This is a genomic window from Leifsonia sp. 10L418 (assembly GCF_056395445.1).
Map to the genome: position 1 here is coordinate 96,901 of NZ_JBFTJN010000009.1, position 26,135 is coordinate 123,035.

A 26,135-nucleotide genomic window follows, 5' to 3' on the forward strand; every position below is an offset into this window, starting at 1 on the left:
TGAGTGTTGTGGGAAGGAGTTCCATTCTATCGAAGGGTTTCGAGGCGGATGCCGGTGCTGCGGTCGGCCGATCGGTCGGCACCGCTCGCACGCACGAAAGGGCCTGGCGCTAGCGCCAGGCCCTTTCGTGCGCGTCCCCGTGCGCGACGTCTCTCGGTTTCGCTACACGGTCGAGGCGATATCCGGCGCTTCGAGTCGCACCCGATCGGCCGACTCATCGTCTGGCTGTTCCTGCGACGCGCGCTCGGCGGCAACCCGCTTGAGATAGAACGCCACCTCGCGTTCCTCACGCTCGGCGTCCCACCCGAGCACGCCAGCCAACAGGCGTGCGGCGACGGGCGCCGCCGAGACCCCGCGGTCCCAGGCTTCGATCGAGATCCTGGTGCGCCGGGCGAGCACGTCTTCCAAATGCAGCGCCCCTTCATGGGTTGCCGCGTAGACGACCTCGGCGCCGATGTAGTCATCGGCTCCGGGCAACGGATGCGCCAGGGTCGGGTCGGCCTTGATCAGGTCGAGCAACTCGTCGGTGAGCGTCCCGTACCGGTTCAGCAAGTGTTCAACCCGGGCCGTGTGCAGACCGAACGCGCGGGCGATCTTGCCCCGTTTGTTCCAAGCCGCCTGGTACCCCTCCGCGCCGAGCAGCGGGATGTCCTGGGTCGTCGAGGGCGGAATGCGTCCGTCGAGTGCGTCGGCAGCCGCGTCGATCGCATCCTTCGCCATCACCCGGTAGGTCGTCCATTTGCCACCGGCAATCACCACCAATCCGGGAACCGAGTGGCCGACGAGATGCTCGCGGGACAGCTTGGAGGTCTGCTCTGACTCGCCGGCGAGCAACGGCCGCAGTCCCGCGTAGACCCCTTCGACGTCTTCGCGGGTGAGCGGAACATTGATTACCGCATTGACGTGTTCGAGCAGATAATCGATGTCGGCGGTCGTCGCGGCCGGATGCGCCTTGTCGAGATGCCAGTCGGTGTCGGTCGTGCCGATCAGCCAGTGGCGACCCCACGGGATCACGAAGAGCACGCTCTTCTCGGTGCGCAGCAGCAGCCCCATCGCCGACTGGAACCGGTCACGGGGAACCACCAGGTGGATGCCCTTCGACGCCCGCACCTTGAATGTGCCGCGTTCGCCGACCATGCGTTGGGTGTCGTCGGTCCAGACCCCTGTCGCGTTGACAACCTGCTTGGCCCGCACTTCGAAGCGTTCACCGGTTTGCAGGTCGTGTGCCTGCACGCCGACGACGCGCTCTCCCACCTTGATGAAGCCTTCGACCCGCACCCGGCTGGCCACGTGGGCGCCGTAGAACGAGGCGGTGCGCACGAGCGTCGACACGTAGCGCGCGTCGTCGACCTGGGCGTCGTAATAGGTGATGCCGCCGACCAACGCATCGTCGGCGATGCTCGGAATGAGCTTCTTCACCTGCGACTTCGACAGATGCCGGTGGTGCGGCACACCGGGTGGGCGACCGCCGGTGTACGAGAAAATGTCGTAGAGCAGCATGCCGGCGCCCACATAGACGCGCTCGGTGATGCGTTTCTTCAACGGGTAGAGAAACCGCACCGGCTTGACGAGGTGGGGTGCGATCCGCTGCAGCAGCAGACCACGTTCGATCAGAGCCTCGCGCACCAGCCGAAAATCGAGCTGTTCCAAATAGCGGATGCCGCCGTGCACGAGCTTCGACGAGCGACTCGAGGTGCCCGAAGCCCAATCACGCTGCTCCAGCACCCCCACGCTCAGTCCGCGGGTGACCGCATCCAGAGCGCTCCCGGCGCCGACGATCCCTCCGCCGACGACCAGGATGTCTAGCTCTTTGTCTTTCAGCCGGGCGAGCGCTGCGGCTCGTTCTTCAGGCCCCAGTTTTGAGGAACGTGTTACCGAGTTGCTCGTGGCCATGCGCGGACTCCCATCCAGACGGCAAGATGCTTAACCCGACGCTAGTTCACTCGGTACGGCGCGACAACTACCTCGACGCGCTGGAACTCCTTCAAGTCCGAATATCCGGTGGTCGCCATCGAACGACGCAGGGCGCCGACCAGGTTCGCCGTGCCGTCGGCGACGGGTGCCGGGCCGTAGAGAATTTCTTCGAGCGGAGCAACGGTTCCCACCTCGACACGCTTGCCACGCGGCAGCTGCGAGTGGTGCGCCTCGGCACCCCAGTGGAAGCCGCCGCCGGGGGCATCGGTTGCCCGGGCCAGCGTCGAGCCGAGCATGACCGCGTCGGCGCCGCAGGCGATGGCCTTGACGATGTCGCCCGACGTGCCGAGGCCGCCGTCGGCGATGACGTGCACGTAGCGGCCGCCCGACTCGTCCATGTAGTCGCGACGCGCGCCGGCCACATCCGCCACGGCCGTGGCCATGGGGGCGTGGATGCCGAGGGTCGCGCGGGTGGTCGATGCGGCGCCGCCGCCGAATCCGACGAGCACACCGGCCGCACCGGTGCGCATGAGGTGAAGGGCCGCCGTGTAGGTCGCGGCGCCGCCGACGATGACGGGAACATCGAGCTCGTAGATGAACTTCTTGAGGTTCAACGGCTCCTGGTTCTGCGAGACGTGCTCGGCCGACACCGTGGTGCCGCGGATGACGAAAAGGTCGACGCCGGCAGCGACAACGGTTTCATAGAGTTCTTGGGTGCGCTGGGGCGACAGGGCACCGGCGACGGTCACCCCGGCGGCACGGATCTCGGCCAGACGTGCGGTGACGAGTTCCGGCTTGATCGGTGCGGAATACATTTCCTGCATCCGCTGCGTCGCCTTGTCGGCGGGCAATGTGCGGATCTCGGCGAGCAGCGGCTCGGGGTCGTCGTAACGGGTCCAGAGTCCTTCGAGATCGAGCACGCCGATACCGCCGAGCTGGCCCATCATGATGGCCGTGGTCGGAGAGACGACGGAGTCCATCGGTGCCGCGAGGATCGGGATGTCGAACTGGTAGGCGTCGATCGACCAGCTGACCGAGACATCCTCGGGGTCGCGGGTGCGACGGCTGGGAACGATCGCGATGTCGTCGAAGGCGTAAACCCGACGAGCGCGCTTGGAACGGCCGATTTCAATCTCCATAGTCACCAGACCAGTCTAGGGCGTGCGGTCGTCGCTCCCCCCGGTGCGGCTCTTCCACCTTCGTTCTCCCCGCGAACCAGCAGTTGTCGGAGCCTCAGCACTCGGGAAGCTCCGACAACTGCAGGTTCGCGGCTCGACGGGGCGCGGGCGATGCGGCACGATGAAGCCATGGACGTCATCGCAGATCCCCTGTCCCTGTTGCGCTTGCGCACGAGCGAGAAGTGGCGCACGTTCGGCGAGGATGTGCTCCCCCTTTTCGTCGCCGAGATGGACTTCCCCCTCGCCGAGCCGATCAAGCGCGCACTGCATGAGGCGATCGACCGGAACGATTCCGGCTATGTCGCCGAGCAGAATGGCTTTGCGGATGCCTTCGCCGGCTTCGCTCTCGGCCGATGGAATTGGCAGGTCGACCCTGCGCACGTGACAACCACCACCGATGTCAGCGTCGCCATCGTCGAAACCCTGCGTCAGGTGATCGTGCCGGGCGACACGGTGGTGATCAATCCGCCGATCTATCCGCCGTTCTTCGATCTGGTACCCGAGGCCGGCGGCGAGGTGCATGAGGTCCCGCTGGTCCGCAGTGACACCGGATGGTCACTCGACCTCGACGGCCTCGAGCAGGCCTTCGCCGACGGCGCGCGCGCCTACCTGCTCTGCAACCCGCACAACCCACTCGGGCACCCGCACAGCATTGAAGATCTCACCGCCGTCGCCCTGTTGGCCGCGCAATACGACGTCACGGTGATCAGCGACGAGGTGCATGCCCCGCTGACCCACACCGACGGCACTTTCACGCCGTTCCTCTCGGTGTCACCGGAGGCTGCCGAGTACGGCATCTGTGTCACGGCGGCCAGCAAGGCCTGGAACCTGGCCGGCCTCAAATGCGCGGCGATCGTCACGGCATCCGCACGGATGCGCGCCGCTCTCGACGGCCTGCCGGAGGAGGTGCTCTGGCGCACCAGCATCCTGGGACTGATCGCCGGCACCGCCGCGTTCACCGAGGGTGAGCCGTGGCTCGACGGGGCGATTTCAGCCATCCAGTCGAATCGAGTGCTGCTCGCGGACCTGCTCGACGCCCAGCTGCCCGGCGTCGGCTACGACCAGCCGAGGGCCAGCTACCTGGCCTGGCTCGACTTTCGTCAGCTCGGCTGGGGCGAAGACCCGTCGGTGATGGCGCTGGAGCAGTCGAAGGTGGCGCTGAACCCCGGCCCGACCTTCGGGGCCGAAGGCTCTGGCTTTGTCCGGCTCAACTTCGCCTGTTCGCCCGAGGTGCTCTCCGAAGCGATCTCGCGGCTGGCCGCCGTCATGTAGAAGGCCGTTCCGGTGGTTGAGGAGCGCCCGACGTGTTTCGAGACGCGGCCTCCTGCGTCGGCTGCTCCTCAACAACCGACGGCCGCGTCTCGAAACCAAGCGAGCCGATCCTCAGACGCAACCAGCGTTCGAAGATCGGCTCACGAGGTCTCGAGACGGCCGCGGGCGGCCTCCTCGACCACCGCAAGTTTCTAGCGGCGGTAGTTCGGCGCCTCAACCACAATCTGCACGTCGTGCGGGTGCGACTCCTTCAGACCGGCAGACGTGATGCGCACGAACTTGCCCTTCTGCTTGAGCTCCTCGATGGTGCGGGCTCCGACGTAGAACATCGACTGACGCAGGCCGCCGATGAGCTGGTAGGCCACGGCAGAGACGGGGCCGCGGTACGGGACCTGGCCTTCGATGCCTTCGGGGATCAGCTTCTCGTCGCTCGGGACATCCGACTGGAAGTAGCGGTCCTTCGAGTATGAGGTCTTCGAGCCGCGGGTCTGCAGCGCGCCGAGCGAGCCCATGCCGCGGTAGGCCTTGAACTGCTTGCCGCCGACGAAGACCAGCTCGCCCGGGCTCTCGTCGGTGCCGGCCAGAAGCGAGCCGAGCATGACGGTGTCGGCACCGGCGACGAGCGCCTTGGCGATGTCACCTGAGTACTGCAGTCCGCCATCGGCGATGACGGGGATGCCGGCTTCGCGCGCGGCCAGGGAGGCCTGGTAGACGGCGGTGATCTGGGGAACACCCACACCGGCGACGATGCGCGTGGTGCAGATGGAGCCGGGACCGACGCCCACCTTGATCGCGTCGGCACCGGCGTCGATGAGCGCCTGGGCGCCGGAGCGCGTTGCCACGTTTCCGCCGATCACGTCGACACCGTTGAAGGCCGAGTCGCTCTTGAGCTTGCGAATGATCTCGAGCACACCGGCGCTGTCGCCGTTGGCGGTGTCGACGACGAGCACGTCGACTCCGGCGTCGAGCAAACGAGTGGCCCGCTGCCAGGCGTCACCGAAGAAACCGATCGCGGCGCCGACGCGCAGGCGTCCGGCGTCATCCTTCGTCGCGAAGGGGTATTCCTCGCTCTTGTCGAAGTCCTTGACCGTGATCAGGCCGGTGAGCTTGCCGGAGTCGTCGACCAGCGGGAGCTTCTCGATCTTGTGCTTGGCGAAGATCGCCACGGCATCCATCGGCGGCATGCCGACCTTGCCCGTGATCAGCGGCGAGGTCGTCATAACCTCGCGCACCAGGGTGGTGTGCTTCTTGGTCTCTGAGACGAAACGCATGTCGCGGTTCGTGATGATGCCGACCAGGATGCCCTTGGAATCGACGACCGGAAGGCCGCTGACTCGGAACTGGCCGCACAGTGCGTCGACCTCGGCCACGGTGGCGTCCGGCGTGGTGGTGACCGGGTTCGTGATCATGCCGGATTCGCTGCGCTTAACGAGGTCGACCTGTTCGGCCTGGTCGTCGATCGACAGGTTGCGGTGCAGGATGCCGAGGCCGCCCTCACGCGCCATGGCGATCGCCATGCGCGTCTCGGTCACGGTGTCCATGGCGCTGGACAGCAGCGGAGTCGCGACGTTGATCCGTCGGGTCAGGCGCGACGTGGTCTCGGCCTCACTCGGAATGACGTCTGTGTGTCCAGGAAGAAGCAGGACGTCGTCGTAGGTAAGCCCAATGAAACCGAACGGATCTGGCTGATCCATGTCACCCCTTTGCGTGGCAGGAATTGAGAAAAGTTGACTGGGAGCGATCGTTGGTCCCGATTTATCAATGTTAAGCGAGATTACGCCACGCGCATTCCCCCTTCCTGCATGCTGCCTAGCCCACGCCCAGGTAGGCCTCCTTGATCGCCGGGTTCGCAAGCAATTCGCGGCCGGTTCCGCTGTGGGTGATCGCCCCGGTTTCCAGCACGAATCCCCGGTTCGCCTTGGACAGCGCCTGGGTGGCGTTCTGCTCGACCAAGAGAATTGTCGTGCCCTGCGCGTTGATCTCTGCGATGATCCTGAAAATCTGCTTGATGAATTGCGGGGCAAGGCCCATCGACGGTTCGTCGAGCAGCAACAGCCGCGGTGCGCTCATCAGCGCCCGGCCGATCGCCAGCATCTGCTGTTCGCCGCCCGACATGGTTCCGCCGAACTGTGTCTTGCGTTCGGCAAGTCGCGGAAACAGCGAGAACACACGCTCGTAGTCGGCAGCCATCCCCGAGCGGTCGGCGCGACCGAACGCGCCCATGTCGAGGTTCTCAAGCACCGTCATGCCCGGAAAAATCCCCCGGCCTTCCGGCGCTTGGGAGATCCCGCGCACCACACGGAGGTGGGCCTTCAGCTTGGTGATGTCGTCGCCGTCGAAGGTGATCGACCCCTTTGACGGGTTGAGCAGACCTGAGATCGTCTTCATCGTCGTTGACTTGCCGGCGCCGTTCGCACCAATCAGCGACACGATCTCGCCCTCCTCCACCGAGAAGGACATGTCGTGGATCGCTTCAATGCGACCGTAGTGAACGCTGACGTTTTTCAGCTCAAGCAGGCTCATCGTCTGGCTCCCCCAGGTAGGCGGAGATAACCCGCGGATCATTGCGAATGGCGACGGGAGTGTCGTCGGCGAGCTTCTTGCCGAACTCCAACACCACGATGCGGTCGGTGACGCCCATCACCAGCCTCATGTCGTGTTCGATCAACAGCACGGTGTAGCCGTCGGCCCTGATGCGACGGATGAGCACCATCAGGTCTTCTTTTTCGGCCGGGTTGAATCCGGCGGCGGGCTCGTCGAGGCAGAGCACCTTGGGATCAGTGGCGAGCGCCCGGGCGATCTCCAACCGACGCTGGTGCCCGTACGGAAGGTGCCGCGACAGCGTGCCCGCATGGTCGGCGATCCCAACGAACTCGAGAAGCGCCATCCCCCGTTCCACAGCCGACTTTTCCTCGCGGGTGTGGCGCGGAAGCCGCAGCAGCGCCCCGATCACACTCGTGCGGTGCCGGGCGTCGAGGCCGACCACCACGTTCTCGAGAGCCGTCATTTCGCCGAACAAGCGGATGTTCTGAAACGTGCGGGCGAGTCCGCGCCGGGTGATTTTGTGCTGCTTCACTCCCTTGAGCGATTCGCCCTCGAGCAGCACGTCACCGCTGGTGGGCTTGTACACCCCGGTCATGGCGTTGAAACAGGTCGTCTTGCCGGCGCCGTTCGGTCCGATCAGTCCGAGGATCTCCCCCCGTTTGATGTTGAATGACACGTTGTCGAGCGCGACGAGTCCGCCGAACTTCATCGTGAGGTTCACGATCTCCATGATGTTGTCGCCGACCTCGACGGCAATCTCGCGGTCGGGTGCCGCGGCCTCTGCGACCTCGGCGGGCACATCGGCGAGCTCCGGTGGCGTGGCGGAGACGGCAGCTGTCGAATCGCTCATGATGCTTCTCCTTCCGGCGCCGAGGGGGCGGGAGTATCGGGCGGCGACGCTTTCGTCGCCGCTTTTCGAGCGATCTTGTGATAGGCGTTTCGGCCGTAGGCCAAGAGCCGCTGACGGGCCGGGATCAGTCCCTGCGGGCGGAAGATCATGATGATGATCAATGCAATCCCGAAGATGAAGTACTTGTAGTCGGCGATGGCGGTGAAGCGAAGCGGGATGTACGCGACGAGTGCGCCACCCAGAACGGCGCCCACCTTGTTGCCGGCACCACCGAGCACGACGGCTGCGACGAACAGGATCGAGGTTTGTACGTCGAACTTCTGATTGTTCACGAAGCCGACTTGGCCGGCGAAGATCGCGCCGGACAGACCGCCGACCGCCGCCCCGATCGCGAAGGCCCAGACCTTGTACTTGAAGGTCGGAACACCCATGATCTCAGCGGCATCTTCGTCTTCACGGATGGCGATCCACGAACGGCCGACCCGGCTGCGCTCGAGATTACCGGCCAGCAACAACACGATGAGGATGATCGTCAATGTCATCCAATACCAGGGCGTGCCGTTGGAGTTCGCGAAGATCGGGTTACCTTCTGCCGTCTCTCCGGGCGGATGACCGACGTTCTGAAAGCCGACCTGCCCCTTCAACGCCGGGATGATCGTGGCCAGGATGCGCACGATCTCTCCGAAGCCGAGCGTGACGATGGCCAGGTAGTCGCCGCGCAGGCGCAGAGTCGGGATGCCGAGCACGACGCCGAAGAACATCGCGACCCCCATGGCGACGGGAAGCGTCCAGAGATACGGAATGTGCAAGTAGGGCGAGTCGGGGCTGGTCAGCATCGCCGCGGTGTATGACCCGATCGCGAAGAACGCCACATAACCGAGGTCGAGCAGGCCCGCGTAGCCGATCACCACGTTGAGGCCGACGGCGATCAGAGCAAAGCTGGCCATCGTGAAGCACGCCAGCGGCCAGTCATTGCCCGGTTCGGTCGTGAGCAGCGGCACGTTGAAGACCGGCAGAAGGTAGGCCAACCCGACGACGATGAGCAGCCAGAGCCACTGCACCTGACGCGGAAGCAGGTTCCAGCGGTCACGCAACGGCTGCGACCAACGGCCCTTCTTCTTCGATTGGGCTTCAACGTCGAGCTTTTCCCGGTCGGATTCCGCGTCGGGCAGAATCTTCGGACCGTCGATGAAACTCATGCTCTGCTCCGTCCGAGTGAGGTCCCGAGGATTCCCTCAGGTTTGATGAGCAGCACGAGAACGAGCACGACGAACGCGACAACATCCGTCCATTGCGAATTGCCGAGCAGAATCTGCCCGTAGTTGCCGATCAGGCCGAGCAAGAAACCGCCGAGGAGCGCCCCCCGCACATTGCCGATCCCGCCGAGCACCGCAGCCGCGAACGCCTTGATACCCAAGATAAAACCGCCGGTGTAGAGCACGCCGGAGGGGATCAGCATCACGTAGAAGAGGGAGCCGACCCCGGCGACGGCACCGCCGATCAGAAAGGTGGTGACGATGATCTTCTGCTTGTCCACGCCCATCAGCGTTGCCACGTCAGGGTTCTGGGCCACCGCGCGAATGCCGCGGCCGGTGCGGGACGTTCGGATGAACTGGTCGACCAGGATCATTGTGACCAGAGATGCGATCACGATCACGATCTGCTGGCTGTTCACGATCGTGCCGAAGACGTCGAAGACCGGTACCGGAACGAACATGGTCACTGCCGGTTCCGGGTTGCCGCCACGGATGATGAAGATCGAGTACTGGATGGCGAAGGATGCACCGATCGCGGTGATCAGGAAGGCCAACCGCGACGCGTTTCGCTTGCGCAATGGCCGGTAGGCGACCCGCTCGACGATGTAGGCGGTGGCCGCGGCGACGAGCATCGCGACAAGTAGCGCGAGTAAGAGGTCGAGCACGATCAACCACAAGGGCAACGTCGGCGCGTTGGGGCCGAAGCCGAGTGTCGTGAGAACCAGAACGACGCCGTAGCAGCCCATGATGAAGACTTCAGAATGGGCGAAGTTGATGAGGTTGAGCACGCCGTAGACGAGGGTGTATCCCACAGCGACGAGACCGTAAATGGCCCCGAAGGTGAGGCCGTCGAAGGTGGCGCTCCAAAAGTTTTGGATCAGCGACGGGACATCGAAAGAGATCCAGCCGTTGTCGAGTATGGGGTGAAGTAAAAGATCGAGCATTCGGCATCCGCTTCTAACTTGCCTGAGACGCCAATGTCTCAGGGGACACGCAACGATGATTCGAGAATGCCGCGGGGGCGTTGAGTACACGCCCCCGCGGCATTAGTCGATCGGCGTTATCCGATAACTCCCGTCAGCACGATCTTCCCGTCGAGCACCCGGTAGCCGTAGACGGCCGGGGTCGCGAGCTCACCGGTGGAGTCCCACTTGTAGTGCTTGCTCAGTCCGTCGGCGTCGTAGCCGGTGACCCACTTGAGCAGGTCGGGACGGGTGATGTTTCCCTGGCCGATTCCGGAAAGCAGAACCGTCGCGGCGTCGTAGCCCTCAATGGAGTAGGTGCCCGGTTCCGCGTTGAAGGCTGCGCTGTACGCCTTCTGGAATTCGGGGATCAGCTCACCGGGGGTGCAGGGGCAGGTGAAGTAGGCGTTCTCTGATGCATCGCCGGCCAGCTTGATGAACTGGTCGTCCTTCACACCATCCGGTGCGACGAAGGTGCCGGTGTATCCCTTGGCGACAAGCTGCTGGTCGAAGGGCGCACCCTCTGCGTAGTAGCCGGAGTAGTAAACAGCGTCAGGCTTCGCGTTCATGATCTTGGAGATCGTGGCCGAGAAGTCTTTCTGACCGGTGATCACCTTGTCGCTGCCGACGAGGGCATCGCCCAGCGCCTCCGTCGTCGTGGTGCCGAGTCCGATGCCGTAGTCCGAGTCGTCCTGAACCAGGTAGACGGTCTTGGCTTTCAGCGGGCCGGTCATGAACGAGGCTGCTGCCGGTCCCTGAACTGCGTCATTGCCGAGGCCACGGAAGAAGGTCTTCCAGCCGTTCTTGGTCAGGTCGGGGTTCGTGGCGGACGGCGTGATGTGTACCAGGCCGGCCTGCTCGAAGATGTTGCCCGTTGCCTTCGACTCACCCGAGAACGGGAGACCGATGACACCGACGATCGATTCCGTGTTGACGGCCTGGGTGACGGGGCCCGTCGCCTTGTTCGGGTCGCCTTCCGTGTCGAACTTGGTGAAGTTGACCTGGCAACCGGGGTTCGCCGCGTTGTGCTGGTCGATGGCGAGCTGCACACCGTTGTAGATGTTGATACCGAGCTGGGCGTTCGCCCCGGTCTCCGCACCGATATATGCGATGTCGAGCCCGGCCGGACAGGTTGCCTTTCCATCCCCGGCGGGGAGAACTGCGTTGGGCGGAACTTCAACCGAGGTCGCCGCGGGAAGGTTGACCCTGCCGCTCGACGCGGTGGAGGTGGATCCTCCGGTTGTGCCCTGGTTTGCACAACCGGCCAAAACGAGGCCTGCTGCCGCTGCTAGGGCGAAACTTACTAGGACTTTCTTTCGTAACATGTGATTCTGCCTCTCGACCTGAATGCGCTACGGTCCGCAACGGTGCGGGCCCTACCTCGAATGTGTGACTGAGCATACAAGCATCCGAGTTTCACTCAGCAATGTTTTGAGCGCATTTTTGATAACGATCGGCGCATCCCTCGCGAGCGATGAACCACACCTGACACCCCTTTGGGGCTGATTGTCAGATGAGCTCGAGCACGGCGCGGCGGTTGCGGCGCGCGCCGACCAGGCCGTCGATGGTGAGAATGAGCAGCGCGATCCAGACCAGTGCGAAGCCGGCCCAGCGCTCGGGCGACATCGGCTCGCGAAGGATCAGAACGCCGACGAAGAACTGGATGATCGGGCCGAGATACTGGATGAAGCCCATGTAGATCAGCGGCAGTCGGCGTGACGCCGCGGCGAAGAAGAGCAGGGGAACAGCGGTGACGACACCGGCGGCGAGCAGCAAAGCCGTGTGCGCGGCGCTGACCGTTCCGATCGTCAGCCCGGCGGTCGCGCCGACGACGACAAGCTGCACAATGGCGACCGGCATCAGCCACAGGGTCTCCATCGTGAGCCCGGCGACGGCGTCAACCCTGTTGCCGACCCGCTTCTTGATGTAGCCGTAGAAGCCGAACGAGAAGGCAAGGGTCAATGCGATCCACGGCACGGTTCCCGCGCCGACCGCCAGAATGACCACGGCGACGAGGCTGACACCGACGGCGATCCACTGCGCGAGGCGCAGTCGCTCGCGCATGAAGAACACCCCGAGAAACACGGTGACGATGGGGTTGATGAAGTAACCGAGCGAGGCCTCAACCACTTGACCGCTCATCGCGCTATAGACGTAGGTCTGCCAGTTGATGTAAATGAGCGCCCCGGCGACGGCCATGGTGATCGAAATGCGCGGGCGCGCGAGCAGCCGGAAGAAGGGCTTGAACTTGCGGGTGACCGCGAGCAGCAGAGCGCAGAACACGAGAGAGAAGACGATGCGCCAGGCCACGACCTCGAAGGCACCGGCCGGGGCCAGCGCGATGAAGAAGAGCGGCAGTACACCCCAGATCGCATAGGAGACGAGGGCATAGATCAGCCCGGAACGGCTGGTGCCACCGGGATTCGGGGTGGCCCGAGGAGCCTGCGCTGTGGTGCTGATCTGTAGTTCGCTGGAAATTGACACGTCTAGATTCTACGCCCTGTATACAATATGCAAAACCACCCCGGGCGTGTCGCAACGGCAAAAGACCCGGCTGGCACAAGCCATCCGGGTCTTTCGAAGAGAGCTGAGACTAGCGAACGACGACAGCCAGCACGTCGCGAGCCGACAGGACGAGCAGGTCGGAACCGTCGAACTTGACTTCGGTTCCACCGTACTTGGAGTAGATCACCTTGTCGCCGACAGCGATGTCGAGGGGGATGCGGTTTCCGTTGTCATCGATACGGCCGGGGCCGACAGCGATAACTTCACCCTCCTGGGGCTTCTCCTTGGCGGAGTCAGGAATGACAAGACCAGAAGCAGTAGTCTGCTCGGCGTCGACCTGCTTGATGACGATGCGATCCTCGAGCGGCTTGATGGAGACCGACACGGTTGACCTCTTTCTTGTTTCTTGACAAAGATTCGGTTAGCAGACTCACGTCGAGAGTGCTAAGTCGAGTTTAGGGCGAACCTGGCACTCACGCAACGTGAGTGCCAGCGAAGTGTCGTGTCATGACGCCCCGTCAACACGCTTGGTAGATTTGACGGATGGATCGCGCTGAGCTCGTCGAGTTGTTGTCACCCGAGGGATTGCGTCTTCTCGATTCGCTCCCCCCCTACGATTCGACACTGGATGTCGTGAAGATGGTCGGTGACCTGCGCAAGGCCGGTCACCCGCCTGCGCTCGTCTCGGCCGTGCTCACTCAGTCAAAGCTGCGCGCCAAAGCCGTGCCCAAGTTCGGGGAGTTCGCCAGCCGGATGCTGTTCACCGAGGCCGGGCTCGAACAGGCCACCCGGCTGCAGGTGGCAGCCCTGCACGCCGGCCGATTCGTCGCAGCCGGGCTCCACCGCGTCGCCGACCTCGGCTCGGGCATTGGCGGCGACGCTATGGCCATGGCGGCGATGGACCTCGCCGTCACCGCCGTCGACGCCGACGAGGTCACTGCGGCGATGGCCAGCTTCAACCTCGCGCCGTTCCCGGGCGCCTCGGTCGAGCACAGCACCGCCGAAGACTTCGACCTCACCTGTTTCGACGCCGCCTGGCTTGATCCGGCCCGCCGCACCGCCGGGCACGGCAACACGTCGCGCCTCGGCGCCTCCGACTACTCCCCCTCGCTCGATTTCGTCTTCGGCCTGGCCGCCCGCCTGCCGATCGGGGTCAAGCTCGGCCCCGGCCACGATCGTGACCAGATCCCGGCCGAAGCCGAGGCGCAATGGATCTCCGTGAACGGAGCGCTGGTCGAAATGGGCCTCTGGTTCGGCGCTCTCGCGCGCGACGGCATCCGTCGTTCTGCGCTGCTGCTCCGAGCGGATGGCCCCGCCGAGATGACCGCGGAAGCCGACAGCGAGGATGCCCCGGTCGCCGGCCTCGGCGACTACCTCTACGAGCCCGACGGTGCGGTGATTCGCGCCAGGCTGATCGGAGATCTGGCCAGGCGACTTGACGCCGGAATGCTCTCGGAGGGCATCGCCTACCTCACGGCCGACACCCTCGCCCCGACGGCGTTTGCGACCGCGTTCCGCGTGCTCGAGACGCTTCCCTTCGACGAGAAGAAGCTGCGCCTGGCGCTGCAGGAACGCGGGATCGGCACCCTGGAGATCAAGAAACGGGGCGTCGACGTCGACCCGGCGGTGGTTCGCACCCGGCTGAAGCTCAAGGGCAGCGGTTCGGGCACACTCGTGCTCACCCGGATGGCCGGGCACCGGGTCGCGCTTCTGGTCGAGCGAGTCGTGTAGCGGCAGCACGTCCGGCCGGCATGCGCTGCGCGGGTCGGGCACCGCAGCGCGGGTTGCCCCCGATGCGCGGGACGGCATCCGACCCGCGCGACGATGCTGCGGGCAGCTACCCCGCCGTCACCGCTTTCATCGCTGCCGAGATGATGGCGATCCAGATGCCGACGAAAACCAGTCCGACCAGCCCAAGAGCGAGCCCGTAACCCCAGCGCGGTGTGGCCAGGCGTTCAGTGCTGCGAGCCCACAGCGCGAGCACAATCGCGAGGAACGAGAGCGGCGCTCCCCACACCCCGAATACGGCGAGTACCAAACCGGCGGATCCGCAGACGAGTGCCGCGACCGATACTCGCCGGCGCGACTCGATCGTGTGCAACTCAGCGTCGGTGTAGACGTAGGGCACCCATTCGGTCGGCGCGGTGAATGTGGATTCATACGCCAGCTGCCCGGTCACCGGTGCGGGTTCTCGTGTGAGGTCACCGACGTAGTCGCTGACCTCGGGCGGCTGCCCGTGACGTGGGCCTTCCATGATTCACCTTCTGCGCTTCGAGTGCCCCAGGAAGTGGCCTCAGAGTTGTGTGCCTAGTACATGTAGTTCGAGGAACCGAATCCGGCCGCGAAGATCAGGATCCAGACCAGCACGCTGCCGAGAGCCAACGCGATGCCGACGAATCCGGTGATGATGCCGGTCAGCCAGAACCCCTTGGCGTGGGCTTCTCGCTTCTTTCCGAGGAACCCGAGAACCACGGCGGCGGCGGGGATGAACAGACCGAAGACGCCGCCGATGATCGGGATGAACGCGACAACGGGAAACCCGATCAAACCGATGATGCCGGCGACCAACGAGATGATGCTGAGCACCGGCTGCTTGGTGGCTGGGGCCGTGGCATACGGCGCGTAGACCGGAGTTCCCGGTGGTGGCACCGGCGGTGCACCCGCGGCCGGCGGGCTGCCGTAGGCGGGCGGTGGAGCGACCGGAGCGGCGTACGCGGGAGGCGGGGCCACTGGCGGCGTCGGCTGACCGTAGGCCGGCGGCGGCGCAGCCGGCGCGGATGCCGCGGGCGGCGCAGCCGGGGCCGCGGGTGGCGCGACTGGCGGAGCGGCAGGCGCCGCCTCGACCGGCGGCACCTCAGGCGTCGGCACCTCAGGACTCGGCACCTCAGGACTCGGCACCTCAGGACTCGGCTCCACGGGTGGGTCCGACGGCGTCGCGCTGTTCACGGGGGCACTGACGCTCTGCGGAGCCTCGGGGCCCGAGGCCCCGAGGGGGTTCGGCACGTCCGGAATATCGGGCGCCGGAGGAATGTCGGGCACCTGCGGACCTTCCGGAATATCGGGGACCTGTGGCACGTCAGGAACTTCAGGCACACCCGGAACGTTCGGCGTGTTTGGATCACTCATGAGAGTTAATTCCTTTCACTTTCCGTCTGTCATCGCCTGCCGTCGGCAGCCGATGCTAGTAGGTGCTGTATTGCTCGGGGTGGGAGACCGCGTAGATGATGAACGGAATCATCACAATGATGAAGATGATCGCCGCGGCGATCGACACGTAGCCGATGATGAGGCCGGCAATGGCGAGTCCGCGCCCCTTCTCGCCGGTGCGCTTGATCTGGCTGAGTCCGATGTGCCCGGTGATGATGCCGGCCAGGCTTATGCCGACCAACGAGGTGATGAGCGAGATGATGGCGAGCACGTTGTACTTCTGCTCGGCGAGCGGAGCGCCGTAGCCCTGCTGGCCGTACGGCTGCTGGCTGTACGGCTGCTGTCCATATGCCGGCGCCTGGCCAGAAGCATCAGCTGCGGGCGGAGCGGGCGCATACTGCGGAGCGGCGGGAACCTCGGGGGCCGGCACTGCTGCGTCGCCGTTCGGAGCGGAAGGCACATTGGGGTCGGTCATCGGTGGACTCCTTCAAGTCTCTTCAGTGGCGTCGAGTTGAGCGCCTCCGGGAGGATGCGCAGCGTCGGAATCGCCGCTCCCCCACGCGTCAGAATACCGCTAATCGCCCACGAACGGGCATTATGACCGGTCTGCTGCCTTGAATCTATGACGCTTGAATCTCCGAGACCGGAAGGGTGGAATCGGCGCCGAACTCCAACGACGACGGCGCATGCCCCGCCATGATCAGTTGCGCGCCGAGCGCGGCGATCATCGCGCCGTTGTCGGTGCAAAGCGAGAGCGGAGGAATGCGCAGGGCGATGCCCGCGGCATCCGTGCGCTGCTGAGCCACCTCGCGCAACCGAGCGTTGGCGATCACGCCGCCGCCGAGCAGCAGGCGCGGCACGTCATAGTCATGACAGGCGGCCACGGCCTTGGTGAGCAGCACGTCGACGACAGCCTCCCGGAAGCTCGCTGCGACGTCGGCGATGGGAACCTCTTCCCCGGCGTCCTGCCGTGCTTCCACCCAGCGGGCGACCGCGGTTTTGAGTCCAGAGAACGAGAAGTCGTAGCGGTGCTTCGCCATGTCTTTCGGCAGGCTCAGCCCGCGCGGAAACCGGATGGCCTTCGGGTTGCCACTGACGGCGACCCGGTCGATCTGCGGCCCGCCGGGGTAGGGCAGCCCGAGCACCCTGGCCACCTTGTCGAACGCTTCGCCAGCGGCGTCATCGATCGTCTCGCCGAGCAGCTCCACGTCGGAGACGAGGTCACGCACGAGCAGCAGGGAGGTGTGTCCGCCCGAGACCAGCAGTGCGATCGTCGGGTACTCGAGGGGCTCAGAGCCGGCCAGCGGCGGACCGGCGGGTGCTGGGTGCCCGGGATGCGCGGCATCCGCTGTCGCTGCCGTTGCGGGCACGTGCAGGAGGTCAGCGCCAACGTGACCGACGAGGTGGTTGACGGCGTAGATCGGCTTGCCGAGCGACACGGCGAGCGCCTTCGCCGCCCCGACGCCGACCATCAGTGCGCCGGCGAGGCCGGGCCCGTTGGTGACAGCAATCGCGTCAAGGTCGGTCAGACGGATGCCGGCTTCGGCCACGGCAGCCTCGATCGACGGGATCATCTCTTCGAGATGGGCGCGAGCGGCGACCTCGGGCACGACCCCGCCGTAGCGGGCATGCTGGTCCATCGAGGAGGCGATCGTGTTCGAGAGCAGGGTGGTGCCCCGCACGATTCCGATGCCGGTCTCGTCGCAGGAGCTCTCGATGCCGAGAACGAGCGGGTTGTCCCGGTTCATGCCGTTGCCTTTGGGGTCGAGGTGTCGGGGGTGGGCTCCGCGAGCTGCGTACTCGGCTCGGGGATCTGGAGTCGCATCACGATCGCGTCGACATTGTCGGGTTGGTAGTAGCCCCGACGCACGCCGAGTTCTTCGAAACCGAGGCGGAGGTAGAGCCGCTGCGCCGTCGGGTTGTCGGCGCGCACTTCGAGAAAGATCTCCCGTGCCCCGCGCTTGTACGCCTCGGTGATCAGGGCGTTCATGAGGGTGCGGCCGAGACCTCTGCCGCGCGCTGACTCGGCCACGCCGATGGTCTGGATGTCGCCCTGGGACGCCCCCTTCGGCGCCAGCAAACCGGCGTAGGCCTCGATGCGCTCCGGCTCGTCGGGCGGAAAGGCGACGAGGTAGTAGCAGCTCGGGTCGCCGATGTCCCTGGCCATCATCGCGGCCGACCAGGCGTCATTCTCGAACAGAGCCGTCTCGAGCACCATGATGGCTTCGACGTCGTCAACGGTCGCGCGCCGCAGCTGCCAGACCATCAGCTCACTCGCTTCGGGCCGGCCGAGAGGGTGACGTCGGGTGAGCGCAGGTAGAGCGGTTCGTCGGCGGCGAACGGTTGTCCGGTCGCCCACAAGAGTTCGGCGACCATTCCGAGGTCTCCGGCGGAGACGGTGGCGGCGTCGAAGCGGGGCACTCCGCTATACTCCCAGCTCGGTTCCAGCAGTTCCGCCGGCTTGGCCAGGTGCGGCTGCCCGATCCGGACGGGAAGACCTGCGGCATCGGCACCGCTGTAGACGCACCAGTAGACCTCGCGGCGGCGGGCATCCGTGACGACGACCAGCGGCCCCGTCTCACCCGCCTGGTAGCGCCCGTAGGCGATGGCGTCGTGGCTGACGAGAGGAATGAACGGTGTGCCGGCGCCGAGCGCGAAGACGCGTGCTGCGGCGATGCCGACCCGCAAACCGGTGAAGGGTCCTGGCCCCATGCCGCCGACCACGCCGGACAGCTCGGAGACGTCGAGACCCGCTTCCCGGAGGCATTCGTCGATCAGCGTACCGACCACCTCGGCGTGGCGCATGGTGTCGGGAATGCCGCGTTCGGCGAGCACACCGCGGTCGCGGTCGACGACCGCGACGCTGGTTCCGGCTGAGGTATCAATGGCAAGAAGCACGGAGTTCAGCCTATTCGTTTCGCAGAAAATCAAACTCGGGGGCGCCGGCCCAGCGCGGGCCGTTGGCGGTGAGGGTGACGATCCGGGGCTCGTCGAGGTCGAGTACCTCGATCGCGCCGTCGGCGTCGGTGGCCGGGGCGGATGGTGCATCCGTCGGCAGTACCGCCTGCGACGCCCCCAGCGGGCGTTCGATCTCGATGTCGAGCCACGAGTCGGTGATCCCGTCGAGCAGGCCGCGCCCCCATTCGATCACGACGATGGAGTGGGCGAAATCGATGTCGAGGTCGTCAAGTTCCATGGCGCTCGACAACCGGTAGGCGTCGACGTGCACGAGGGGCGGGCCGCCGGCCAGGTTCGGATGCGTGCGCGCGAGCACGAAGGTCGGGCTGGTGACTGCGCCGCGCACGCCGAGCCCCTCCCCCAAACCGCGCGTCAGGGTGGTCTTTCCCGCACCGAGCGGACCGGTCAGCACGATCAGATCGCCGGCTGTCAGTCCCCTGGCCAGGGAAACACCGAACGCATGCATCTGGTCGGCGTCGGGAATCGTCAGTTTCACGGCTGCGCGTCCGCTTCGGCGGGGGCGCCGCCGCAGTAGCTGCGCGTGACGCGGTGGCCGATCCGGGTGACGATCTCGTAGTTCACGGTCAGCGCCGCATCGGCCCAGTCGTTGGCGCTCGGCACTCCGGCGACCGGGTCACCGAACAGCACGACCTCGTCACCGACCTCTGCCGTGTCGTGACCGAGGCTGACGACGAACTGGTCCATCGCGATCCGGCCGACGATCGGGTAGCGCCTGGCGCCGATCTGCACCTCGCCGCGCCCGGAAGCCTGCCGCGGAATGCCGTCGGCATAGCCGAGCGGAACGAGAGCCAAGGTGGAGTCCTCCTGGGCGCGCCAGGTGTAGTCGTACGACACCCCGGCGCCCGCTGCGACCCGGCGTACCGCAGCGATTTGTCCACGCACGGTCATCGCCGGGATGAGGCCGAGATCGCCGGAGTCGGCGTCTTCGAACGGGGAAAGCCCGTAGATCCCGATGCCCAACCGCACCATCGAATACCGTGACTCGGGCACGCGCAGAGCGGCCGCGGTTGCGGCGAGGTGAACCAGATCCGGGGTCAGGCCGGCGGCTCTGGCCGCAGCGAGACCCTCGTCGAAGCGCGCGATCGCCTCCGCGTCGTCGGTCGGTGAGGTGTTCGACAGATGGCTCATGATTCCGCGCACACGGATGCGGCCCGCACGCTCGAGCGCCGCCGCGCGGGTGAACAGCTCGTCCCATTCGCCGGGAGCGGCACCGTTGCGGCTGAGTCCGGTTTCGAGTTTCAGCTGCACCGCGGCGCTCTGCCCGAGCTCGATCGCCGCCTCGGCGACGCGGCTGAGCTGCGCCACCGACGACAGGCCAAGGTCGATGTCCGCCGTAATAGCCGCCGCGAAATCGGTGTCCGGCCCATGCAACCAGGCGAGAATCGGGGCAGTGATTCCAGCGCGACGAAGCTCGAGCCCCTCCTCGACATCGGCGACACCGAGCCAGCGTGCCCCGGCGGCAACCGCCGCGCGCGCAACCGGTACGGCGCCGTGCCCATAGGCGTTCGCCTTGACCACGGCAAGAATCTGTGGGTCGCCAATCAGCGTGCTCAGGTGACGGATGTTTGCGGCAATGGCGTCAAGATCGACGACCGCTTCTCTGAACCGGGTCATGCGCCCCCCTCCGCGATCACGAAGGCACAGGCCACCCCGGCATCGTGGGTCATCGTGAGGTGCAGACTCGTGATCCCGCGTCGGTCGAGCACCGCCAAGGCGCTGCCGTGCAGCACGAAGCCCGGGTTTCCGAGTGCGTCGGGAACGACCTCCATGTCTTGCCAGGACACCCCGGCGCTGTCGCCGAGCGCTTTGATCAGCGCTTCCTTCGCGGCGAACCGGGCGGCCAGGGAATTCACCGAGAGCCCGCGTTCGCTTTCAGCGAACAATCGGGGGATGAGCTTCGGCGTTCGTTCGACCTGGCGAGCGAAGCGCGCCAGGTCGACGATGTCGACGCCAATTCCCTTGATCATTGAAACCGCGAGACCGCGACTACTCGACAGTCACTGATTTGGCGAGGTTGCGCGGCTGGTCGACATCCAGACCCTTGGCCACGGCCAGTTCCATGGCGAAGATCTGCATCGGCACGACGGCCAGCAACGGCTCGAACAGCGGCGCAGCCAGCGGGATGTGGATCACGGTGTCGGCGAACGGCAGTACCGCGGCATCCCCCAGCTCGGCGATGGCGATGATGCGTGCCCCGCGGGCGCGGATCTCCTGAATGTTCGAGACCACCTTGGGGTGCAGGTGCGCGGATCCGCGCGGGCTCGGCACGATGACGAACACGGGCTGACCCGGCTCGATCAGTGCGATCGGGCCGTGCTTGAGTTCACCGGCCGCAAAGCCCTCGGCGTGAATGTAGGCGAGCTCCTTGAGCTTGAGCGCGCCTTCGAGCGCGATCGGGAAACCAACGTGACGGCCGAGGAAGAGCACGGCGCGCGTGTCGCTCATCCAGGTGGCGAGCTGCTTCACGGCGGGGCCCTGCTCGAGCACCGTGGCGATCTTGGCGGGGATCGCCGTCAGCTCGGCGGCCTGCTCGGCCAGTTCGGCATCGGTCAGGCTGCCGCGCACGCGAGCAAAGTGCAGGGCGAAGAGGTACAGCGCGGTGATCTGGGCGACGAACGCCTTGGTCGATGCGACGGCGACCTCTGGCCCGGCGTGGGTGTAGATGACGGCATCCGACTCGCGCGGAATCGTCGCGCCCTGCGTGTTACAGATCGAGATGGTCTTCGCGCCCTCGGCCCGGGCGTACTTGACGGCCATCAGGGTGTCCATGGTCTCGCCGGACTGGCTGATCGACACGACGAGGGTGTCGTCGGTGAGCACGGGCTCGCGGTAGCGGAACTCGTGGCTGAGCTCGACATCGACAGGAACGCGCGCCCACTTCTCGATCGCGTACTTTGCAACCTGGCCGGCATACGCCGCCGTGCCACAGGCGATGATCACAATGCGATTGATGCCGGTCAGCACGTCATCGCCGAACGCCGTCAGCTCGGGGATGGCGACGACACCGTCGACGATGCGCCCACGGATCGTGTTCGCCACGGCGTCAGGCTGCTCGGTGATCTCCTTGGCCATGAAGCTGGACCAGCCGCCCTTGTCGGACGCCGAGGCATCCCAGGCGATCTCGAACTCCTCAACCTCGACCGGCTGGCCGGCGAAGTCCGTGACGGTCACCAGGTCGGGGGTGATGCTGACGATCTGGTCCTGGCCGATCGCCATGGCGCGGCGGGTGTACTCGACGAACGCCGCGACATCCGAGCCCAAGAAGTTCTCGCCGTCGCCGAGGCCGATGACGAGCGGGGAGTTGCGGCGGGCGCCGACAACGAGACCCGGCTGGTCCTGGTGCACGGCAAGCAGGGTGAATGCGCCATCGAGGCGGCCGACGATGGCGCGGAACGCCTCATTCAAGTCGCCGGTGCGCTGGTACTCGCGGCCGAGCAGCACGGCTGCAACCTCGGTGTCAGTTTCACTGTCGAAGGTGAATCCTTCGGCGAGAAGCTCATCGCGGAGTGGGGCGAAGTTCTCGATGATTCCGTTGTGGATGAGGGCGAGTTTGCCGTTGTCGCCGAGGTGCGGGTGAGCGTTCACGTCGGTTGGGCCGCCGTGGGTCGCCCAGCGCGTGTGGCCGATGCCGGTCGCACCGTTGCTGATGGGGTGGTTGGCCAGTTCGGCGGTCAGCGCGGCAAGCTTGCCGGATCGCTTCGCGGTGTTCAGCTGGCCTGCTGCATCGATCACGGCGATGCCTGCGGAGTCGTAACCGCGGTATTCGAGCCGTTGCAGGCCCCCCATCAGAACTTCGATGCTCTTGTTGTCTCCGACATATCCCACAATTCCGCACATGCGCTCGATTTTAGTCGGACTAAGCTTGGGGGAATGTCCGAGCAGGGTGCGAGCGCAGCGAACCACTCCCACGTGACCCCCTTTGTCGAGTTGTCCCGCGCCGACTGGGCGGCCCTCGCACCGACGACGCATCTGCCTCTGAGCGAGACCGAACTCGTGCAACTGCGCGGTCTCGGCGAGCCGCTGAATCAGAACGAAGTGACGGATGTCTACCTTCCGGTCAGCCGCCTCCTCAACCTCTACGCCGCCGGCGCCCGCCAGCTGCACCGGCAAACCAGCGACTTCCTCGGCGAACGAGCACAACGCACACCGTTTGTGATCGGCGTGGCGGGTTCGGTCGCCGTCGGCAAGTCGACGATTGCCCGGCTTCTGCGGGAGCTGCTCGCCCGCTGGGAAGACACCCCGCGGGTCGAGCTGGTGACCACCGACGGATTCCTGTTTCCGAATGCCGAACTGTCCCGGCGCGGCCTGATGGAACGCAAGGGGTTTCCGGAGTCCTACGACCGGCGCGCGCTTCTTCGCTTCGTCAGCGCGGTCAAGAGCGGTGCGGCTGAGGTGCGCTCACCGTTCTACTCGCATCTCAGCTACGACATCGTTCCCGACGCGCAGATTGTCGTTCGGCAGCCGGACGTGCTCATCGTCGAGGGGCTGAATGTGCTCCAGCCTCCCGGGCAGGGTCATGGACTCGCCGTCAGCGACCTCTTCGACTTCACCGTCTACGTCGACGCGCGCACGCGCGACATCGCCCGGTGGTACGAGGAACGCTTCCTGAAGCTCCAGCAGGGCGCATTCAGCAACCCGAAGTCGTATTTCCACCGCTACTCCACGCTCAGCGAGCAGGAGGCCCGGGCGAAGGCTCACGAGATCTGGAGCCGCATCAACGAGCCCAACCTGCTGCACAACATCCGGCCCACCCGGTCGCGAGCGACCCTCGTGCTGCGCAAGGACTCGGATCATGCCGTGTCGAAGGTGCTTCTGCGCAAGGTCTGACCGCTCGCTCGAGACCCCACCGCCGGTGGTCGAGCTTGTCGAGACCACGTGACCCGCTCTCCAAACACGGGTCGCGTGAGCACGGGCGTCCGAGATCTCGACAGGCTCGATCACCGAAAGAGTCGAGCCCGGCTCGACCGTTGAGGTTCTAGAGCGCCAGGCGCTCGCGCACGACGTCGGCGAGCTGGTGCGCCAGCCGGTCGGCGGTCGGCTGGTCAGCCGCCTCGACCATGACCCGAACCATCGGCTCGGTGCCCGACGGGCGCAGCAGCACCCGGCCGGTGTCGCCGAGCTCGGTTTCGGCAGCGACCACTGCTTCGGCGATCACCGTGTCGGAGTTCAAGCCGTGGTGGTTGACGCCGCGCACATTGACGAGAATCTGCGGGAAGACGGTCATCACCGAAGCGAGTTCGGCGAGCGTCTTGCCCGTGCGGGCCATTTCGGCCACGAGGTGCAGTCCGGTCAGGATGCCGTCGCCGGTGGTGGCGAACTTGGTCATGATGACGTGTCCCGACTGTTCGCCGCCGAGCGAGAGCCCGTCGATGTTCAGTTCTTCGAGCACATAGCGGTCGCCGACCTTGGTCTCGAGCACGCGGATGTCGTGGGCGGCCATGGCCTTCTTCAGACCCAGGTTGCTCATCACCGTGGCGACGAGCGTGCGGTCTTTCAGAACGCCTCGCTCGGCCATTGAAACGGCAAGGATGGCCATGATCTGATCGCCGTCGACGATGTTTCCCTCGCGATCGACGGCCAGGCAGCGGTCGGCATCGCCGTCATGGGCGATTCCGACGTCGGCGCCGTGTTCGAGCACGGCACGCGCCAGATTGTCGAGGTGGGTCGAACCGACGCCGTCGTTGATGTTGATGCCGTCGGGATCCGCGCCGATTACCGTGACGCGGGCGCCGGCATCCGTGAAGACCTGCGGGGACACGCCGGCCGCCGCGCCATGGGCGCAGTCCAGCACGACATGAATGCCATCAAGACGGTGCGGGAGCGTGCTCAGCAGGTGCACGACGTACCGGTCCTCGGCGTCGGCAAAACGACGGATGCGACCGACATCGCCACCGATCGGAGTGAGCATCTCACCGTCGAGGTGCGCTTCGATGCGGGTCTCGACATCGTCGGGAAGCTTGGTGCCGCCGAAGGCAAAGATTTTGATGCCGTTGTCGGGGGCGGGATTGTGCGAGGCGGAAATCATCACGCCAAAGTCTGCGCCGATATCGGCGATCAGGAATGCTGCTGCGGGGGTCGGAATGACGCCGGCATCGAGCACATCCACTCCGGAGCTGGCCAAACCGGCTGCGACAGCGGCCGAGATGAACTCTCCGGAGATACGCGGGTCGCGTGCGAGCACGGCGACCGGGCGTCGACCCTGGGCGCGTCGTTCTTCTGCGCGACGTCCCTGGGTCAGTACTACTGCGCTTGCCTGGGCGAGGCCCAGGGCCAGGCCAGCCGTGAGATCACGGTTGGCCAGGCCCCGGACACCGTCCGTGCCAAAAAGTCGAGGCATGGGTGCCTTGAATCGACCTTCGACTTAACGCTTGGAGAACTGAGGAGCCTTGCGGGCCTTCTTGAGACCAGCCTTCTTACGCTCCTTGACGCGAGCGTCACGGCTGAGGAAGCCGGCCTTCTTGAGGATGGCGCGGTTGTTCTCTTCGTCGATCTGGTTGAGCGAGCGAGCAATGCCGAGACGCAGTGCGCCGGCCTGGCCCGACGGTCCGCCGCCGCTGATGCGAGCGATGACGTCGTAGGCGCCGATCAGGTCGAGAACCTTGAACGGGTCGTTGATCAGCTGCTGGTGCAGCTTGTTCGGGAAGTAGTCAGCGAACTCACGGCCGTTGACCGTGATGGTGCCGGAGCCGGGAACGATGCGCACGCGGGCGATGGCCTGCTTGCGACGGCCGACGGCTGCACCGGGAACGTTGAGGATGGCGCGGGGCGCCTTGGTGACGGCTTCTACGGGAGTCTCTGTCGAGTAGCTCTCCGGAGCCGCGTCAATCTGGTCTGCGATCTTCGCCACGATGGTGTGAATCCTTTTTCTTAGAGTCGAGAAGTCTGGGGGCCGACGCTACTGCGCGACCTGGCCGAGGGTGTACGGCTTCGGCTGCTGCGCAGCGTGCGGGTGCTCCGGGCCGGCGTAGACCTTGAGCTTGGCCAGCTGAGCGCGGCCGAGCGAGTTCTTCGGCAGCATGCCGCGAATCGCCTTCTCAACCGCACGCGTCGGGTGCTTCTCGAGCATCTCCGAGTAGTTCTGTGCCGACAGGCCGCCCGGGTAACCGGAGTGGCGGTAGGCGATCTTCAGGTCGAGCTTCTTGCCGGTCAGGGCAATCTTCTCGGCGTTGACGATGATGACGAAATCTCCCATATCCATGTGGGGAGAGAACACAGCCTTGTGCTTGCCGCGAAGGAGAACGGCTGCGTGGCTGGCGAGACGGCCAAGAACGATGTCGGTGGCGTCAATGACGACCCAATCGTGCTGGACTTCACTTGCCTTGGGGGTGTAGGTGCGCGTCACTATAGTGCTGCTTTCTTGTTCGAACGGAGGTGTTCGTGAATCCCGCTCCGGGTGTGTTCTAGAAGAAGAACACGATCGATGGAGGGCTCACGTTCGTGTGCCTGGCTGCAACGCACAGACACCAAGGGTCAATACTACTTCGCCGGCAGGGCATCACGCAATTCGAGGCGGTTCACTGAGGCGACG

At 65.4% G+C, this 26,135-nt stretch carries 26 protein-coding genes; 3 read left to right on the forward strand and 23 right to left on the reverse strand.

Features of this window, described 5'->3' with window-relative positions; translation table 11 throughout:
- Positions 1-162: 162 nt before the first annotated feature.
- Together AC1DCF_RS16855 and AC1DCF_RS16860 are read right to left on the reverse strand one after the other, a co-directional pair.
- Positions 163-1,893, reverse strand: a complete 1,731-nt coding sequence (locus AC1DCF_RS16855; protein ID WP_441790929.1) for a glycerol-3-phosphate dehydrogenase/oxidase — start codon at positions 1,891-1,893, stop codon at positions 163-165.
- Positions 1,894-1,934: 41 nt separating this feature from the next.
- The gene (locus AC1DCF_RS16860; RefSeq protein ID WP_441790995.1) at positions 1,935-3,053 is read right to left on the reverse strand and encodes a GuaB3 family IMP dehydrogenase-related protein; all 1,119 of its coding nucleotides are present in this window, start codon (positions 3,051-3,053) and stop codon (positions 1,935-1,937) included.
- Between the two features lie 168 nt (positions 3,054-3,221).
- Between AC1DCF_RS16860 and AC1DCF_RS16865 the strand changes: the two genes are divergently transcribed.
- Positions 3,222-4,364 carry a MalY/PatB family protein gene (locus tag AC1DCF_RS16865; RefSeq protein ID WP_477212006.1) on the forward strand — a complete coding sequence of 381 codons (1,143 nt, stop codon included), beginning with the start codon at positions 3,222-3,224 and terminating at the stop codon, positions 4,362-4,364.
- Positions 4,365-4,555: 191 nt separating this feature from the next.
- Here AC1DCF_RS16865 and guaB read toward each other — a convergent pair whose 3' ends face one another.
- From guaB to groES, 8 genes are all read right to left on the reverse strand, one after another.
- The gene (gene guaB, locus AC1DCF_RS16870; protein WP_477212007.1) at positions 4,556-6,058 is read right to left on the reverse strand and encodes an IMP dehydrogenase; all 1,503 of its coding nucleotides are present in this window, start codon (positions 6,056-6,058) and stop codon (positions 4,556-4,558) included.
- Positions 6,059-6,173: 115 nt separating this feature from the next.
- Positions 6,174-6,887 carry an ABC transporter ATP-binding protein gene (locus AC1DCF_RS16875; protein WP_477212008.1) on the reverse strand — a complete coding sequence of 238 codons (714 nt, stop codon included), beginning with the start codon at positions 6,885-6,887 and terminating at the stop codon, positions 6,174-6,176.
- Positions 6,874-7,758, reverse strand: a complete 885-nt coding sequence (locus AC1DCF_RS16880) for an ABC transporter ATP-binding protein (protein ID WP_441790933.1) — start codon at positions 7,756-7,758, stop codon at positions 6,874-6,876. Before AC1DCF_RS16880 ends, AC1DCF_RS16875 begins: the two co-directional genes overlap by 14 nt.
- The gene (locus tag AC1DCF_RS16885) at positions 7,755-8,957 is read right to left on the reverse strand and encodes a branched-chain amino acid ABC transporter permease (protein ID WP_477212009.1); all 1,203 of its coding nucleotides are present in this window, start codon (positions 8,955-8,957) and stop codon (positions 7,755-7,757) included. The genes AC1DCF_RS16880 and AC1DCF_RS16885 overlap by 4 nt, the downstream gene beginning before the upstream one ends.
- Positions 8,954-9,958 (reverse strand): branched-chain amino acid ABC transporter permease, encoded by a 1,005-nt coding sequence (locus AC1DCF_RS16890; RefSeq protein WP_477212010.1) that lies wholly within the window; start codon positions 9,956-9,958, stop codon positions 8,954-8,956. Before AC1DCF_RS16890 ends, AC1DCF_RS16885 begins: the two co-directional genes overlap by 4 nt.
- A gap of 116 nt (positions 9,959-10,074) precedes the next feature.
- Complete coding sequence (locus AC1DCF_RS16895; RefSeq protein ID WP_477212011.1) at positions 10,075-11,301, reverse strand: branched-chain amino acid ABC transporter substrate-binding protein; 1,227 nt, start codon at positions 11,299-11,301, stop codon at positions 10,075-10,077.
- A 184-nt stretch (positions 11,302-11,485) separates the two neighbouring features.
- A complete protein-coding gene (gene rarD / locus AC1DCF_RS16900) occupies positions 11,486-12,460 on the reverse strand; it encodes an EamA family transporter RarD (RefSeq protein ID WP_477212012.1) in 975 nt (324 codons plus the stop codon).
- A 109-nt stretch (positions 12,461-12,569) separates the two neighbouring features.
- Complete coding sequence (gene groES / locus AC1DCF_RS16905) at positions 12,570-12,866, reverse strand: co-chaperone GroES (protein ID WP_441790937.1); 297 nt, start codon at positions 12,864-12,866, stop codon at positions 12,570-12,572.
- Positions 12,867-13,024: 158 nt separating this feature from the next.
- Here groES and AC1DCF_RS16910 point away from each other — a divergent pair, with 158 nt between their 5' ends.
- Entirely contained in the window at positions 13,025-14,212 is a 1,188-nt protein-coding gene (locus AC1DCF_RS16910) for a THUMP-like domain-containing protein (protein WP_477212013.1), read from the forward strand.
- A gap of 106 nt (positions 14,213-14,318) precedes the next feature.
- Here AC1DCF_RS16910 and AC1DCF_RS16915 read toward each other — a convergent pair whose 3' ends face one another.
- The 10 genes from AC1DCF_RS16915 to glmS form a co-directional block, all read right to left on the reverse strand.
- Positions 14,319-14,735: a hypothetical protein gene (locus AC1DCF_RS16915; protein WP_477212014.1), complete on the reverse strand. Its 417-nt coding sequence runs from the start codon at positions 14,733-14,735 to the stop codon at positions 14,319-14,321.
- A 53-nt stretch (positions 14,736-14,788) separates the two neighbouring features.
- Entirely contained in the window at positions 14,789-15,607 is an 819-nt protein-coding gene (locus AC1DCF_RS16920) for a DUF4190 domain-containing protein (protein ID WP_477212015.1), read from the reverse strand.
- A gap of 55 nt (positions 15,608-15,662) precedes the next feature.
- The gene (locus AC1DCF_RS16925) at positions 15,663-16,103 is read right to left on the reverse strand and encodes a DUF4190 domain-containing protein (RefSeq protein ID WP_441790941.1); all 441 of its coding nucleotides are present in this window, start codon (positions 16,101-16,103) and stop codon (positions 15,663-15,665) included.
- 145 nt (positions 16,104-16,248) lie between these two features.
- Positions 16,249-17,376 carry a tRNA (adenosine(37)-N6)-threonylcarbamoyltransferase complex transferase subunit TsaD gene (gene tsaD, locus AC1DCF_RS16930; protein WP_477212016.1) on the reverse strand — a complete coding sequence of 376 codons (1,128 nt, stop codon included), beginning with the start codon at positions 17,374-17,376 and terminating at the stop codon, positions 16,249-16,251.
- Entirely contained in the window at positions 17,373-17,894 is a 522-nt protein-coding gene (rimI, locus tag AC1DCF_RS16935; protein WP_477212017.1) for a ribosomal protein S18-alanine N-acetyltransferase, read from the reverse strand. Before rimI ends, tsaD begins: the two co-directional genes overlap by 4 nt.
- Entirely contained in the window at positions 17,894-18,526 is a 633-nt protein-coding gene (gene tsaB, locus AC1DCF_RS16940) for a tRNA (adenosine(37)-N6)-threonylcarbamoyltransferase complex dimerization subunit type 1 TsaB (RefSeq protein ID WP_477212018.1), read from the reverse strand. Before tsaB ends, rimI begins: the two co-directional genes overlap by 1 nt.
- Before the next feature lie 10 nt (positions 18,527-18,536).
- The gene (tsaE, locus tag AC1DCF_RS16945) at positions 18,537-19,052 is read right to left on the reverse strand and encodes a tRNA (adenosine(37)-N6)-threonylcarbamoyltransferase complex ATPase subunit type 1 TsaE (protein ID WP_477212054.1); all 516 of its coding nucleotides are present in this window, start codon (positions 19,050-19,052) and stop codon (positions 18,537-18,539) included.
- 26 nt (positions 19,053-19,078) lie between these two features.
- On the reverse strand, positions 19,079-20,221 hold the full coding sequence (gene alr, locus AC1DCF_RS16950) for an alanine racemase (protein WP_477212019.1): 1,143 nt from the start codon (positions 20,219-20,221) through the stop codon (positions 19,079-19,081).
- Positions 20,218-20,574 carry a holo-ACP synthase gene (locus tag AC1DCF_RS16955; protein WP_441790946.1) on the reverse strand — a complete coding sequence of 119 codons (357 nt, stop codon included), beginning with the start codon at positions 20,572-20,574 and terminating at the stop codon, positions 20,218-20,220. Before AC1DCF_RS16955 ends, alr begins: the two co-directional genes overlap by 4 nt.
- Before the next feature lie 19 nt (positions 20,575-20,593).
- Positions 20,594-22,444, reverse strand: coding sequence for a glutamine--fructose-6-phosphate transaminase (isomerizing) (glmS, locus tag AC1DCF_RS16960; protein ID WP_477212020.1), 1,851 nt, complete (start codon positions 22,442-22,444; stop codon positions 20,594-20,596).
- A gap of 33 nt (positions 22,445-22,477) precedes the next feature.
- Here glmS and coaA point away from each other — a divergent pair, with 33 nt between their 5' ends.
- Complete coding sequence (coaA, locus tag AC1DCF_RS16965) at positions 22,478-23,434, forward strand: type I pantothenate kinase (RefSeq protein ID WP_477212021.1); 957 nt, start codon at positions 22,478-22,480, stop codon at positions 23,432-23,434.
- Positions 23,435-23,582: 148 nt separating this feature from the next.
- Here the strand turns inward: coaA and glmM are convergent, their stop codons facing one another.
- The 3 genes from glmM to rplM are packed head-to-tail and all read right to left on the reverse strand — an operon-like array spanning position 23,583 to position 25,949.
- Positions 23,583-24,944: a phosphoglucosamine mutase gene (gene glmM, locus AC1DCF_RS16970; RefSeq protein ID WP_477212022.1), complete on the reverse strand. Its 1,362-nt coding sequence runs from the start codon at positions 24,942-24,944 to the stop codon at positions 23,583-23,585.
- Positions 24,945-24,968: 24 nt separating this feature from the next.
- Entirely contained in the window at positions 24,969-25,454 is a 486-nt protein-coding gene (gene rpsI, locus AC1DCF_RS16975) for a 30S ribosomal protein S9 (protein ID WP_441790950.1), read from the reverse strand.
- A 48-nt stretch (positions 25,455-25,502) separates the two neighbouring features.
- Complete coding sequence (gene rplM / locus AC1DCF_RS16980) at positions 25,503-25,949, reverse strand: 50S ribosomal protein L13 (protein WP_345069947.1); 447 nt, start codon at positions 25,947-25,949, stop codon at positions 25,503-25,505.
- Between the last annotated feature and the right edge of the window lie 186 nt (positions 25,950-26,135).

Coding starts and splice junctions, on each gene's coding strand:
- AC1DCF_RS16855 (WP_441790929.1), bottom strand. CDS start 1,893: ATGGCCACGAGCAACTCGGTAACACGTTCCTCAAAACTGGGGCCTGAA.
- AC1DCF_RS16860 (WP_441790995.1), bottom strand. CDS start 3,053: ATGGAGATTGAAATCGGCCGTTCCAAGCGCGCTCGTCGGGTTTACGCC.
- AC1DCF_RS16865 (WP_477212006.1), top strand. CDS start 3,222: ATGGACGTCATCGCAGATCCCCTGTCCCTGTTGCGCTTGCGCACGAGC.
- guaB (WP_477212007.1), bottom strand. CDS start 6,058: ATGGATCAGCCAGATCCGTTCGGTTTCATTGGGCTTACCTACGACGAC.
- AC1DCF_RS16875 (WP_477212008.1), bottom strand. CDS start 6,887: ATGAGCCTGCTTGAGCTGAAAAACGTCAGCGTTCACTACGGTCGCATT.
- AC1DCF_RS16880 (WP_441790933.1), bottom strand. CDS start 7,758: ATGAGCGATTCGACAGCTGCCGTCTCCGCCACGCCACCGGAGCTCGCC.
- AC1DCF_RS16885 (WP_477212009.1), bottom strand. CDS start 8,957: ATGAGTTTCATCGACGGTCCGAAGATTCTGCCCGACGCGGAATCCGAC.
- AC1DCF_RS16890 (WP_477212010.1), bottom strand. CDS start 9,958: ATGCTCGATCTTTTACTTCACCCCATACTCGACAACGGCTGGATCTCT.
- AC1DCF_RS16895 (WP_477212011.1), bottom strand. CDS start 11,301: ATGTTACGAAAGAAAGTCCTAGTAAGTTTCGCCCTAGCAGCGGCAGCA.
- AC1DCF_RS16910 (WP_477212013.1), top strand. CDS start 13,025: ATGGATCGCGCTGAGCTCGTCGAGTTGTTGTCACCCGAGGGATTGCGT.
- AC1DCF_RS16915 (WP_477212014.1), bottom strand. CDS start 14,735: ATGGAAGGCCCACGTCACGGGCAGCCGCCCGAGGTCAGCGACTACGTC.
- AC1DCF_RS16920 (WP_477212015.1), bottom strand. CDS start 15,607: ATGAGTGATCCAAACACGCCGAACGTTCCGGGTGTGCCTGAAGTTCCT.
- AC1DCF_RS16925 (WP_441790941.1), bottom strand. CDS start 16,103: ATGACCGACCCCAATGTGCCTTCCGCTCCGAACGGCGACGCAGCAGTG.
- tsaD (WP_477212016.1), bottom strand. CDS start 17,376: ATGAACCGGGACAACCCGCTCGTTCTCGGCATCGAGAGCTCCTGCGAC.
- rimI (WP_477212017.1), bottom strand. CDS start 17,894: ATGGTCTGGCAGCTGCGGCGCGCGACCGTTGACGACGTCGAAGCCATC.
- tsaE (WP_477212054.1), bottom strand. CDS start 19,052: ATGCATGCGTTCGGTGTTTCCCTGGCCAGGGGACTGACAGCCGGCGAT.
- alr (WP_477212019.1), bottom strand. CDS start 20,221: ATGACCCGGTTCAGAGAAGCGGTCGTCGATCTTGACGCCATTGCCGCA.
- AC1DCF_RS16955 (WP_441790946.1), bottom strand. CDS start 20,574: ATGATCAAGGGAATTGGCGTCGACATCGTCGACCTGGCGCGCTTCGCT.
- glmS (WP_477212020.1), bottom strand. CDS start 22,444: ATGTGCGGAATTGTGGGATATGTCGGAGACAACAAGAGCATCGAAGTT.
- coaA (WP_477212021.1), top strand. CDS start 22,478: ATGTCCGAGCAGGGTGCGAGCGCAGCGAACCACTCCCACGTGACCCCC.
- glmM (WP_477212022.1), bottom strand. CDS start 24,944: ATGCCTCGACTTTTTGGCACGGACGGTGTCCGGGGCCTGGCCAACCGT.